Raw genomic sequence first — 13,259 nt, forward strand, 5'->3', positions numbered from 1 at the left:
ATTTTAAAGAAAACTTAAACTTTTATGAAAACAAAACACATCTTAACAACATTGTTTTTTGCTTTTACCTTAATCTTTCATGGCTGCAGTAGTGATAGTAGTGATGATGGTGGCGGTAATCAATTAACGAGTATTTCTTTAACTTCTGATACTGCTGGTGTGGTAGTTGGAGGTACATTTACTTTTACTGTTACAGGAAATAATAATGAAGCTTTAACTTCTACTGCAACAATTAGTGTTAATGGTAGTGCTATAACAGGTAATACATTTACTCCTACAACTGGAGGTGATTATACTGTTGTTGCTGCTTATGATGGTTTAACAAGTAACACTTTAGTTGTTAATGCTGTTCCAGAAATTACTAGTATTACATTATCAGCTACTTCTTCACTTTCAAATGTATATGTTGGAGATAATATTATGTTTAATGTAATAGCAAATAACGGTCAAGATGTTGGAAGTTCTTCAACTATTACTGTTGATGGAGTTGATTTAGGAGGTAATTCATATGCCGCAACAGCTGTTGGAACTTTTCAATTTGAAGCAACTTATGATGGGTTAACTAGTAATACAGTTGAGGTGGTAGTTCAACCTGCACCAACAAAGTTTACTAAAAAAGTATTACTTGAAGATTATACAGGAACTTGGTGTGGTTATTGTCCAAGAGTAGCTTATGGTATTGAATTAGTTCAAAATGATACAGATAATGCTGTACCTGTAGCGATACATAGAGGTAGTACAAATCCAAGTAGTGGTTCTTACGATCCTTATAACTACAATGCTGGAACTTTAGAGGATATGATTAATTTACAAGGTTACCCTACAGCAATGTTAAATAGAACTATTGAGTGGAATTATCCAGAACCAAATAATGTAAGTCAAGTAGTTAACTTAACTTCTGGAGATGCTAATTTAGGTTTAGCTTTAACACCTACTTTAAATGGTGGAAATATATCAATTGATGTAAATGTTAAGTTTGGTGGGTTATTTTCTTCGGATAATATTAAGTTAGTTGTTTATGTTTTAGAAGATGATTTGTTTTATGATCAAACTAATTATACTAGCTATTATGGTGGTGCTAGTACATTAGCAAACTTTGAACACGATCATGTTTTAAGAGCATCATTAACATCTTTATTAGGAGATACAATTCCAAGTTCAGAAATAGTTGCTGATAATGTTTATACTAATACAATTTCTGTAGCTGTACCTTCAAATGTTTCAAATACAGATAAAATGAGTGTTGTTGCTTTTGTTGTGGATGGAACAACAAATACAGTTTATAATGTAAGATCAGCTCATTTTGGAGATGATCAAGCTTTCGAAGAGTTATAATATAATATTATATAAATAAAAAAAGGCTACTTATTGAGTAGCCTTTTTTTATTTATATAATTTGAGTTAGTTAACAATGAATTTGGTTGTAAAACTATTGGTATGATGAATCACTTTTAAAATATATAATCCACTATTTAAGTTAATAGGAATAGAAGTTCTGTTGTTAATATCTAGGTTGTTGTTTTGATATACTGTTTTGCCTGTAACGTCAATAATTTTAATTGCTGCATTTTGAATTTGGGTGTTATTTAATAAGATAATTTGATTGGTAACAGGGTTTTTTTCCAGTTTAATGATATTGTTTTCTAACTCATTAGAACTTAATGTTTCAGGTATTATTTCGGTAAGAGCAAATGCTACATTAGCTTCTGTTAGTAAAACATGATCTTCATTTGTATCTGGAATATACCAGTTTACAAATGAAGTTGAGTTAATAACATCACCTCCAGGAGGATCTCCAGGGCCTAAATCAATATCATGATACCAATCTATATTGCTATTTGTGTTGTCTAAAGCTAAAGCACTAACAGAAGGTATAAAATTAAAAGCATCAATATTAAGATTTGCTACAAACTCTGCTATTAATGGGTCGCTACCATCGTCAAAGCTTGTTAGGTCAAAAAGACCACCAGGAGCACTGTCAATTCCATCGCTAAATGATGGAGATTCTGCAGTTGCAGAAAATGAAAAAGCGGTAAGCCAAAAACCAATGTTAACTTGCCCAACAAAATCTGTTATAGTTATTGTTTGTGACGCAGCTGGTGTAAAATTAGTACTAATAATTGCTTGAGTAGGAAAGCCTCCTTGTACGCCAGTATCAAATGTATGATTTATAATACTAGCTCCAGGACTTCCAGTTAAGGCCCCAATACCACTTCCATTAATTATAGACACATTTCTTGTGTTTTGAGGAAAGCCCATTGTTTCTAACTCATTTTGAAAAGCGTCTCTAAAATTAGGAGCTCCTGTTGGTAGTGTTAAAGAGTTATCTTGTAGAAAGTTTGAGCCATTTTGTAAGTGTCCTAAATAGTGGTCTATTAGCATTTGTTTAGCAGCAGCGCTATTTAGTAATCCATCAACTAAAGGAGCTGCAGCAGTTATTCCAGGATCTCCATTTACCATGTAGTTGAACATGTATTGAATTCCTATAGGTACATTAGCTCCTAAATGAGGAGAGTCAAAAGATAGGTAAAGTCGAGTTTCATGATTCATTGTGTTTTGTTCCATGTATCGTAAAGCGTATCTAGAAATTAAACCTCCCATACTAGGTCCAATAACAACATTCTCTTCGCTTCCTACTTTTAAGCCATTTATTGTGTTAATGAGGTTTGCCAGTATATATGCATTTCGTTGAATAAAATCAGCGCCACCATCAATTACGGTACTTCCGTCAGAAGCACTTGTGTAAATTGGAAAATTGAGAACAACTAAATCGTAGCCTTCATCTCTTACTAGATCAGCAAGGTTTTGAGTTGGGTTTCCAAAATTTAACAAATTATACATTAAAGGAATAGTTCTGTCGTCACCAGGGTCAAAGCCATCAACAAAGATTATTGGTTTGTCTAAAACACCATCAACATTATCATAGAAAATTTTGTATTCAGCAGTTCCTAAATGAGCTTGAGTTTCTCCTTCTCCTTGATATGATATTAAAGAATTAATGCTTGTAATTGGACCTTCATCACCAGGTGCTGCTCTTAAATTATCGGCGTTTAAATCGGTAGAAGATTTTTGTATAACTATACTAGCACGATTGTTTTTAACAATACCGTTGGTGAATGTTATTTCAAAATCAATATGTTTAATGCCTTCTGTTGGATAATTAACAAGAATTTCTTCGTTAATATTTAATACCTGAAAACCAAAACCGTTATTAAAATTGGCTTTTATAGAGCTAATGCCATTAGTGCTTGTGTTGGTAATAAGTTCTGGTAGTATTTTAAATTTAGTCTTTAAGCCTTTAAATTTTCTAATTACTGGTGAAACTATGGTGATGTTATGTTTGTCAAATATTGATTGAGCTCCATCATTAGTGTTTATTAAGTTATTATTTGCGCCAATAGATATTAAGCCATCAGTTATAGCGTTTGTTTTAATAGTTTCAAAGTCAACTTTTAAAATCCCTAAAGGAATGAATTGCTCCTTAAAACTATCATCTTTAATAGTTTTAAAAATTGAAACATTGTTAAAGTTGCTGTTGTAATCAGCCTTAGAAAGTTCAGAATACGCCTGAATAAAATATGAGGCATTTATTTCTTTAGGTGTTTCAGTAAGGTTTGCAGTCTTGTATACTCTGTCGTAGAGTATTGATGTTTCCATTGTGTTTTTGTTTAGTTTACTAAACTTATCTTGCGGAAAAATAATTGAAGGAAACAATAGTAAGATGAGTAGTTTCTTCATCATAAATGTTTGTTTAAAGATTAATAGCTGCTATAAATATACAAACATTATCACTTTTTTTAAACTGTAAAAAGATATTTTTGGAATTAAAAAAGCCTTAAAATCAATGTTTTAAGGCTTTTTTGTTGTTTGTTATTTTGAGTTAATTACTCTCCTAAGAAAGGATACCTGTAATCCTTTGGACTTACAAATGTTTCTTTAATCATTCTTGGAGATACCCAACGTAATAAGTTTTGAGCACTTCCTGCTTTATCATTTGTTCCAGATGCTCTAGCGCCTCCAAATGGTTGTTGACCAACAACAGCTCCAGTTGGCTTGTCATTGATGTAGAAGTTACCTGCACAATTTTCTAAAGCTTTTGTTGCTTCAGCAGCAGCAAATCTATCTGTAGAGAAGATAGCTCCAGTTAAAGCATATTCACTAGTTTCGTCAACTAATTTTAAAGTTTCAGAATACTGATCATCTTCATATACATATATAGTAATTACTGGTCCAAATAGCTCTGTACACATTGTAGTGTATTTTGGATTTGTAGTAACAATAACTGTAGGTTCAATGAAATAACCTTTAGACTTATCATAACCACCACCAACAATAATTTCAGCATCGTTATCTGCTTTGGCTTGGTCAATATACTTTGCTAATTTATCAAAAGAACCTTCGTGGATTACAGCAGTAATGAAATTACCTAAATCTTCTGGTGATCCCATTTTGAAAGAGTTTACATCTTCAGTAACATGTTTCTTAACATTTTCCCATAAACTAGCAGGAACATATGCTCTAGAAGCAGCACTACATTTTTGTCCTTGGAATTCAAAAGCACCACGAACAATTCCAGTAGCAACTTGTTTAGCATTTGCAGATGGATGTGCAATGATAAAATCTTTACCTCCAGTTTCTCCTACAATTCTTGGATATGTTTTATAATTATGGATGTTGTTTCCAATCTTTTTCCATAATTCTTTAAAGATGAATGTAGAACCTGTAAAGTGTAATCCAGAGAAATCAGGACTTGCCATCACAGTATCAGTAATCATTACTGGATCTCCAAATACTACATTGATAACACCTGCTGGTACTCCTGCTTCTTTAAATACATCCATGATGATTTTTGCAGAGAAAATTTGGCTATCACTTGGTTTCCAAACCACAACGTTACCCATTAATGCCATACATGCAGGTAAGTTACCAGCGATAGCAGTAAAGTTAAATGGTGTCACAGCATAAGTGAATCCTTCTAATGGTCTATATTCAATACGGTTCCATGCGTCACTAGTACTTTCTGGTTGTTCATGATAGATGTCTGTCATAAACTGTACATTGAATCTTAAGAAATCGATTAACTCACATGCAGAGTCAATTTCAGCTTGGTGTACTGTTTTTGATTGCGCCATCATAGTAGCAGCATTGATTTTTGCTCTATAAGGACCAGCAATTAATTCAGCAGCTCTTAAGAAAATCCCAGCACGTTGTTCCCAAGGCATTTGAGACCAAGTTTTTCTAGCTTCTAATGCAGTAGCAATAGCAGTTTCAACATGAGACTTTTCAGCTAAATGATAAGTTCCTACTATATGTTGGTGGTCGTGTGGAGGTGACATTGTTCTTGTGTTACCTGTAGTTACATCTTCACCATTAATATACATTGGCACATCAACTTGGCTGTTATACATTTCTTTATAAGCAGCAAGCACTGCTTCGCGCTCAGGAGAACCTGGAGCATATCCTTTTACTGGCTCATTGACAGCAACAGGAACGTTAAAAAAACCTTTTCCCATGATTATTATTTCGGATTTAAGAATTATTAAAATTTAAGTTGCAAAGGTACAATTTTTTTAATCACGAAGGATGGTTTAATGCCTAGCTAATTTGAGGCTAATAAAAACATTTTTTGTAAGTTGCTAACTGTTTTTTAGACCATAGACATATATGTGTACAGTAACAGTAATACCGTTAGGAAATAACGATTTTGTTTTGACTTCAAATAGAGATGAAGCACCAAATAGAACCTCTTTGGCTCCGGATTTTTATGAATATAAAGGAGAGCAGCTTTTATTTCCAAAAGATAAGCAATCAGAAGGGTCTTGGATAGGTTTAAGTAAGAATAAACGCTTGATTTGCTTACTTAATGGTGGATTTGAAATTCATGAAAGACAACCTGAATACAGATTAAGTCGAGGTATTGTAGTGAAAGATTTATTAGTTGCGGATAATATTGAAACTGCTGTGGAGACGTATAATCTTGATGATATCGAACCATTTACTATTGTTATTGTTGAATGGAAGCGTGAATTATGTTTTTATGAGCTGGTTTGGGATGGTTCAATAAAGCATTTTCAAAAACTACCATTACAACCTCGAATTTGGTCGTCTTCCACTTTGTATAATAAAAGTATGAGATTAGAAAGACAGCAGTGGTTTGACAACTTCAAAAAAGATAAAACCCTAAATGCTGATATGATGTTTCAATTTCATACGGAAACCGCAAGTGATAATATGAATTATGGCGTCATTATGGATCGTGGTTTTGTGAAAACAACTAGTGTTACGCGAGTTGTTAAAAAGAATGATAACCTAGAAATGCGTTATTCTGATTTAGATAACAATGTACATTATTCTAAAACTCTAGAAAGACCAGAAGTTATTCATGGAAAATAATACAGGCATCATTTTAACATTAGCTTATCCAGAAACTATTGTTATGGTTGCTGATGAGTGGTATTCTCCGTATTTAAGATACATTGGTATTGGTAAAAAGAATTACGTAAGAGCAGGACATGCTGCTATGGTTTTGATTGAGAAGGCTACAGGCGTTTTAGAGTATCATGATTTTGGACGCTACATAACTCCTGAGCCTAATGGAAGAGTTCGCGGAAAAATTACAGACCATGAATTAGATTTTCCTTTAAAGGCCGAAATTATTGGTGGTAAAATAACAAACCTAAATGAAATTTTGGAGTTCTTAGCAACACATCCTAAGTTAACTCATGGTGAAGGAAAGCTTATAGCTTCGGTTTGTGATGCTGTAAATTATCAGAATGCGAGAAATAAGATTACCGCAATGCAAAATCAGCATTTCATACGATATGCCGCATTTATAAAAGAGGCTAGTAATTGTGCGCGTTTTGTAACTTCAGCTTTGATTGCCGGAGTGATAAATAAAAGTATTAAACGAAAACTCATAAAATCTACACGATTTACGCCAAGTACAATAGGTAATGTTGTTATTGCAGATACCGAAAATATGGTTTATGAAGTGAGTGATACAGGTGTGATTTCAGAATTTACATCAACAATTTCTAGGGAAAATAGACGTTTGTTTTTAGATAAATTAAAAGGTCATCACCCTAATTTTATAGGTTCACTTCAGCCAAAAGAAGTATTACATGTGGCATCTCATGCACAATGGCTAAGCGGAATTGCGGCAGGAGCTTGGTTTGAATTGCATCCAACAGAAATAAAAACGCATTATAGATTTAGACGTGTGTCACCTTATGGTAATATTGATGTAGAAGGAATTTATAAAATAGATCAAAATCATTTTGATTATGATTTAGATTATGAATTTGTGCATTATTCAAATTGTCATTTCTACCATATTCAGCAAAATGGTTCTATCTTTAGGTTTGATTTAATCGAAAAGATTAGTTAAGTGCAAAAGGTGCGCTTAGCTTAAAACTAGGTATAGAGACTCTAAAGTTTTTGGTACTAGTGAAATTTACCATGTTGTAATGACCTTGCATAGCTCCAAAAGGAGATGTTAATAAGCATCCTGAATTATAGGTATGAGATTCACCTGGTTTTAGAACTGGCTTTTTGCCAATTACACCTTCTCCATCAACAATTTCAATGTTGTTCAAAGCATCAAGTATTTCCCAATGCCTTGAATTAAGTTGAACAGAGTCCTTGCTTTGATTTTCTATGGTAACTTTATATCCAAACGCAAAGTGCACCTTGTAATTTTTGTAAAAAGTGCCCTCGAAGTTGGTTTCAACCGAAATTTTTATGCCTTTGGTGACTTGTTGTACCATATTAATTATAAAGGTGATAGTCCTTTTAAATGTACGTAAAAATAAGGAATATTAAAATTGCAAATAGTCTTTTTTAAAATTCTTAGATGAATTTAACAAAAAATAGGATTATTAGTTGGAAATATTGATGGAAGATGCTTCTCCAAGTCCAATGATTCGGTCATATCGTGCGCCTAAGTCTCTATAATACACTAAAACTTTGTAGTTGTTTTCGGTTTGATAAAAGTTACCACTAATAGCACCTTCGTCTAAAATGCCATCTTCGTCAACTACTACATATTTATAGTTGTAAAACCCTTGTTTAAGAGTAATGGCAGCTTCATAAAAACCAGTTTCACTATTGTAGTGCATTTTGTTTTCGTCGTCGTTTAACGCATAGTTGTTAAAGCCTCCATAAACATAAACACTTTTATCAAAAAACTCTGGGTGTTGTAATGAAAAATGTACAACTGTATAGTCTGCTTCAATGCTTGGGTTGTCTCTATCTAAAACGGTTATCAAATAATTTCCATTTATATCAGGATTAAATGTAAAAGGTTGATTTGCTCTTAAAACATCTGCGTATAAATAACTGTGGTAAATGTTTTTTAAGTCAATAAATTGAACGCCAACATTTGCGCCTCTTACATCTTTGTTTTCAAAATATAGATATTCATTACCTCCCCAAAAGAGTGATTCTGTAGTGTATTTATATATTAATTCATTACCTAAAGTATATTGAGGTTTTAAGTTTGAAATAGCTGTGTTTAAGTTGTTGTTTTGAATAACAAGTGTATTGACAGTTTGGTCTGGGTTTTTAAAGTGCATGTTGAGTGATGATATTTTAAAATCAACTGACTGTGCTTCGTTAACAAAGCTAACATCTTTAGAGCGTTTAATGTTAACGCCAACATTTGCTAAGTCTTCATATACCATAAATTTTCTGCTAAAAACTAAATCGCCATAATCATCAAAAATCTTAAGCATGTAATTTCCGGATTTTTTGATGCGCGTTTGATTATTAGGTATTTGAAGTTTGTAATTTGAATAAATTTGATAGGTGTTAAACGAGTTTTCGTAATTGATTATACGTAAGTTATCAAAGCCTTGTAGGTATTCGGATTTTACTAGTCTTGATGGTGTCCAATCAAAGTCGCAATGTTGAATCACATAATAAAAATCTGCCTCTTCGCCATTTAAAGTGTCGAACTCTAGGTTTAAACGTTCATTAAGCTTTAGTATAGGTAATTCTCCTTCGTTAGTATTACTTTTAAAAACAATAGTTTTTATATAATCTGGTGGATTTATTTCAACTTCAGGTTGTGAAAAACCAAAATAGGTGACAAAAAATAGGGCTATAAAAAGTTTGATATTCATTGAGTTTGTTATTATCGAGGTAAAGATAAGCAAAATGTATGCCTAAAAATAATTCGTTATTTAGAATCGATATAAATAAATAATTGCTCTAGTTTCAAATCAGTATTCTGTGAGAAAGTTTGTAAATTTGCACGGATTTTTAGACAACTAATTTCAATTACAAAAAATATGTCAAACGACATTCGAATTAAAAAAGGTCTAGACATAAAGTTAAAAGGAGAAGCTGATAAAGCTAAGAGTAGCGCTATCATTAGTAACTTTTTTACTATAAGACCTGAAGACTTTCACGGCGTAATTCCAAAATTATTAATGAAGGTTGGTTCTAAAGTAAAAGCAGGTGAAGCTGTATTTTATGATAAAACCAACGAAGCAGTAAAATTTGTTTCTCCAGTTTCTGGTGAAATTATTGAGATTACTCGTGGTGAAAAAAGAAGAATTTTAGAAATTAAAATTCAAGCAGACAAAGAGCAATCTTACCAAGATAATGGTAAAGTAAATGTAGATTCTGCAAAAGCTGAAGATATTAAAAATGCATTATTAGCATCTGGATGTTGGCCATTTGTTAAACAACGTCCTTACGATGTAATTGCTAATCCAGATAAAGCGCCTAAGGCTATTTTTATCTCTGCATATGCAAGTGCACCTTTAGCAGCAGACTACGATTTTACATTACAAGGTAAAGAAGCAGAACTACAAGCCGCTATTACAGCTTTAGGGAAATTAACTGAAGGACAAGTACACGTTAGTGTTGGTAAAAATTCTAATTCTCCATTAGCTGGATTATCGGGAGTTACTTTACATAAAGTGTCAGGTCCACATCCATCTGGAAATGTTGGTACACAAATCAACAAAATAGATCCTGTAAACAAAGGAGAAGTGGTTTGGACGGTTAATCCTCAAGATTTAGTAATTATTGGTGAATTGTTACTAACAGGTAAGTTTAATGCTGAACGTGTTGTAGCAATGGTAGGTTCTTCAGTACAATCACCAAGATACTTTGTAACCAAAATAGGAAGTGAAGTAGCTACTATGATTTATGACAAAGGTATCGAGAAGGATGCTAATGTGAGAATCATTTCTGGTAATGTGCTTTCTGGAAGACAAGTAAAGCCTGATGGTAATTTAGATTATTACAGTAATGTAATTTCTGTAATTCCAGAAGGAGACGATTACGAGCTTTTTGGATGGAACAAACCAATTTTTAATAAAATATCAACTTCAAGAGCATTAACATTCTCTTGGTTGTCACCTAATAAAAAGTACGATTTAAATACCAATACAAATGGTGAGCATCGTGCATTTGTTACTACAGGTACTTATGAAGAAGTATTTCCATTAGATATTTATCCAATGCAAATATTAAAAGCTTGTATGTACAAAGACTTAGATGAAATGGAAGCTTTAGGTATGTACGAAGTAGCACCTGAAGATTTTGCTTTAACTGAGTTTGTATGTGTATCTAAACAACCACATCAAAAGATAATTAGAGAAGGTTTAGACTTAATGCTTAAAGAAATAGGATAATGGGTTTAAAAAGTAATTTACATAACTTAAAAGAAAAGTATAAAGGAACTAAAATGGCTCCTGCGTTTAACGCAATCCATACCTTTTTATACTTACCAAATGAGACCACTCATAATGGAACTCATATAAAAGCAGCCGACGATTTAAAGCGTACCATGAACACTGTTATTATGGCAATGGTACCATGTTTAATTTTTGGTATGTTTAATGCTGGTTACCAACATCATTTAGCTTTAGGTGAAATACAAAATGCAACAGGATTTTTTGGTGCATCATTTTGGACTTGGGATAATCTTGTAATTGGATTGTGGAAAGTATTACCTCTAGTAATTGTTTCTTATGGTGTAGGTCTATTAATCGAATTTATTTTTGCAATCATAAAAAAACACGAAGTAGAAGAGGGTTATCTAGTAACAGGAATGTTGGTGCCTCTTATTGTACCTGTTGATATTCCTTTATGGATGTTAGCAGTAGCAGTTGCTTTTGGTGTTGTAATTGGAAAAGAAGTATTTGGTGGAACTGGAATGAATATTCTAAATCCAGCTTTAACTATTAGAGCATTTTTATTCTTCGCATATCCAACTTGGATGTCTGGAGATAAAGTTTGGGTACATGGTGCTGTTGAACGTGCTGGTACTCCTGATGCTATTTCAGGTGAAACTGTATTAGGTAGTTTAGCACAAAACCAAGAAGTAACACATAGTGTTATGGATATGTTCTACGGAATCATGCCTGGTTCTGTTGGTGAAACATCTACATTATTAATTTTATTAGGAGGGTTGTTTTTAATCTTCTCTAAAATTGGTAGTTGGAGAATTATGTTATCATCAGTGGTTGGAGCTTTAGTAATGGGATTAATATTCAACCAAGTTGTTGATGCTGGAATCATTACTGAAAGTAGTAAGTTTTATGGATTAATGAGTACTCCTTTTTGGCATCACTTATTAATTGGTGGATTTGCATTTGGTACAGTGTTTATGGCAACAGATCCTGTAACTGCATCACAAACTACAAAAGGAAAATGGATTTACGGATTCTTAATTGGTTTCATTTCAATTATGATACGTGTTTTCAACCCAGCATATCCAGAAGGTGTAATGTTAGCAATTCTATTAATGAATGTATTTGCACCAACAATTGATCACTATGTGGTTCAAGGAAACGTGAAGAGAAGATTAAAACGTGCAAAAGTTAAAACAGCTTAGTCATGAGTAATAAGACAGATTCAAATTTATATACAATACTATTTGCCATAGGAATGGTTGTAGTAGTAGGTTCTTTATTAGCAGGTGTAGCATCTGTGTTAAGACCGAAAATTGATGAAAACAAGCGTATTGAAAAGCAACAAAACATCCTTTATACAATGGGTGTTCATGAAAATGACGATACTAGTGTGGCTTTTGTAGCTGATGACAAAGTAGGTGAAGAGTTTACTAAATACATCACTAAGCAATTAGTAATTACTAATGGTACTGATGCAAAAGAAGACAATGAAGCTTACTTAATTGATATTAAGAAGGAACAACAAAGTGCAAAAGATGGTAATGAAAGACAATTACCTTTATTTATTGGAGAAAAAGATGGTAAAACATATTATATAGCTCCAATTAGAGGTAAAGGACTTTGGGATGCTGTTTGGGCTTATGTTGCTATGGATAATAATATGGTTGTGCAAGGTGCATACTTTGACCATAAAGGTGAAACAGCTGGTTTAGGAGCTAACATTAAAGAGCGTTACTTTATGGATGACTTTATTGGTGAATCTCTTAAAGATACATCAGGGAATTTTGCTGGAATAGCTATCTCTAAAAGTAATGGAGATCCATTAAATGAAGATAAAACAGATAATGAGGTAGATGCTATTGCTGGAGCTACAATTACAGGTGATGGTGTTGCAGCTATGATCAAATCTGAGCTAAAGCTTTATGTACCTTATTTTAACACTTTAAAAACGAACTAATATATGGGACTTTTATCAAAAAAAGACGCAGCTCTAATTAAAGATCCATTAGCAGATAATAACCCAATTACTATTCAAGTATTAGGTATCTGTTCTGCTTTAGCGATTACAGCGCAATTAAAAGCATCTATCGTAATGACTATTTCTGTACTGTTTGTAATGGGAGTAGGAAATGTAGTTATGTCTCTTATCAGAAATATAATTCCATCAAAAATTAGAATTATTGTTCAGCTTACAGTAGTAGCTGCACTTGTAATTATAGTAGATCAAGTTTTAAAAGCTTTCTCTTACCAATTAAGTAAAGAGTTAGGAGCTTTTATTGGATTAATTATTACTAACTGTATTATCATGGGACGTTTTGAAGCATTTGCTTTAGGTAATGGACCTTGGAGGTCATTCCTAGATGGAATTGGTAATGCACTTGGTTATGGTGTGATTTTAATAATTGTAGGATTCTTTAGAGAATTATTAGGTTCTGGAACTTTATTAGGATATAAAGTTTTAGGAGATCCTATTGCAAAAACAGGTTTATATTCTATTGGTTATGAAAATAACGGATTTATGTTATTAGCACCAATGGCCTTAATAGTAGTAGGTATTATAATTTGGGTACAACGTAGTAGAAATACTGCATTAATTGAAGATCACTAGAA

11 protein-coding genes are annotated in these 13,259 nt (G+C 32.8%); 7 read left to right on the top strand and 4 right to left on the bottom strand.

Annotated elements, in window-relative coordinates; all coding sequences use genetic code 11:
* The first annotated feature begins 24 nt into the window (after positions 1-24).
* Positions 25-1,335 (top strand): Omp28-related outer membrane protein, encoded by a 1,311-nt coding sequence (locus tag ACLII3_RS10295; RefSeq protein WP_412984145.1) that lies wholly within the window; start codon positions 25-27, stop codon positions 1,333-1,335.
* Between the two features lie 66 nt (positions 1,336-1,401).
* Here ACLII3_RS10295 and ACLII3_RS10300 read toward each other — a convergent pair whose 3' ends face one another.
* On the bottom strand, positions 1,402-3,741 hold the full coding sequence (locus ACLII3_RS10300) for a T9SS type A sorting domain-containing protein (protein ID WP_412984146.1): 2,340 nt from the start codon (positions 3,739-3,741) through the stop codon (positions 1,402-1,404).
* Between the two features lie 143 nt (positions 3,742-3,884).
* Entirely contained in the window at positions 3,885-5,513 is a 1,629-nt protein-coding gene (pruA, locus tag ACLII3_RS10305; RefSeq protein WP_412984147.1) for an L-glutamate gamma-semialdehyde dehydrogenase, read from the bottom strand.
* A 151-nt stretch (positions 5,514-5,664) separates the two neighbouring features.
* Here pruA and ACLII3_RS10310 point away from each other — a divergent pair, with 151 nt between their 5' ends.
* Together ACLII3_RS10310 and ACLII3_RS10315 are read left to right on the top strand one after the other, a co-directional pair.
* Positions 5,665-6,393 carry an NRDE family protein gene (locus ACLII3_RS10310; protein ID WP_412984148.1) on the top strand — a complete coding sequence of 243 codons (729 nt, stop codon included), beginning with the start codon at positions 5,665-5,667 and terminating at the stop codon, positions 6,391-6,393.
* Entirely contained in the window at positions 6,383-7,387 is a 1,005-nt protein-coding gene (locus ACLII3_RS10315) for a DUF6695 family protein (protein ID WP_412984149.1), read from the top strand. Before ACLII3_RS10310 ends, ACLII3_RS10315 begins: the two co-directional genes overlap by 11 nt.
* Here the strand turns inward: ACLII3_RS10315 and apaG are convergent.
* Both apaG and ACLII3_RS10325 read right to left on the bottom strand, forming a co-directional pair.
* Positions 7,380-7,766 (bottom strand): Co2+/Mg2+ efflux protein ApaG, encoded by a 387-nt coding sequence (gene apaG, locus ACLII3_RS10320; RefSeq protein ID WP_412984150.1) that lies wholly within the window; start codon positions 7,764-7,766, stop codon positions 7,380-7,382. The two genes, ACLII3_RS10315 and apaG, sit on opposite strands and share 8 nt — an antisense overlap.
* A gap of 111 nt (positions 7,767-7,877) precedes the next feature.
* A complete protein-coding gene (locus ACLII3_RS10325) occupies positions 7,878-9,122 on the bottom strand; it encodes a type IX secretion system plug protein domain-containing protein (protein ID WP_412984151.1) in 1,245 nt (414 codons plus the stop codon).
* 168 nt (positions 9,123-9,290) lie between these two features.
* Between ACLII3_RS10325 and ACLII3_RS10330 the strand changes: the two genes are divergently transcribed.
* Genes ACLII3_RS10330 through ACLII3_RS10345 form a run of 4 tightly spaced genes read left to right on the top strand, consistent with a single transcriptional unit; the run spans position 9,291 to position 13,257 of the window.
* Positions 9,291-10,646, top strand: a complete 1,356-nt coding sequence (locus ACLII3_RS10330; RefSeq protein WP_412984152.1) for a Na(+)-translocating NADH-quinone reductase subunit A — start codon at positions 9,291-9,293, stop codon at positions 10,644-10,646.
* Positions 10,646-11,851, top strand: coding sequence for an NADH:ubiquinone reductase (Na(+)-transporting) subunit B (locus ACLII3_RS10335; RefSeq protein WP_412984153.1), 1,206 nt, complete (start codon positions 10,646-10,648; stop codon positions 11,849-11,851). The genes ACLII3_RS10330 and ACLII3_RS10335 overlap by 1 nt, the downstream gene beginning before the upstream one ends.
* Before the next feature lie 2 nt (positions 11,852-11,853).
* Positions 11,854-12,606 (top strand): Na(+)-translocating NADH-quinone reductase subunit C, encoded by a 753-nt coding sequence (locus ACLII3_RS10340; protein ID WP_412984154.1) that lies wholly within the window; start codon positions 11,854-11,856, stop codon positions 12,604-12,606.
* Positions 12,607-12,609: 3 nt separating this feature from the next.
* Positions 12,610-13,257 (top strand): NADH:ubiquinone reductase (Na(+)-transporting) subunit D, encoded by a 648-nt coding sequence (locus tag ACLII3_RS10345; protein WP_412984155.1) that lies wholly within the window; start codon positions 12,610-12,612, stop codon positions 13,255-13,257.
* Positions 13,258-13,259: the final 2 nt, after the last annotated feature.

Origin of the sequence: Pontimicrobium sp. IMCC45349, from assembly GCF_047219225.1 — a bacterium.
Classification (GTDB): Bacteria; Bacteroidota; Bacteroidia; order Flavobacteriales; family Flavobacteriaceae; genus IMCC45349.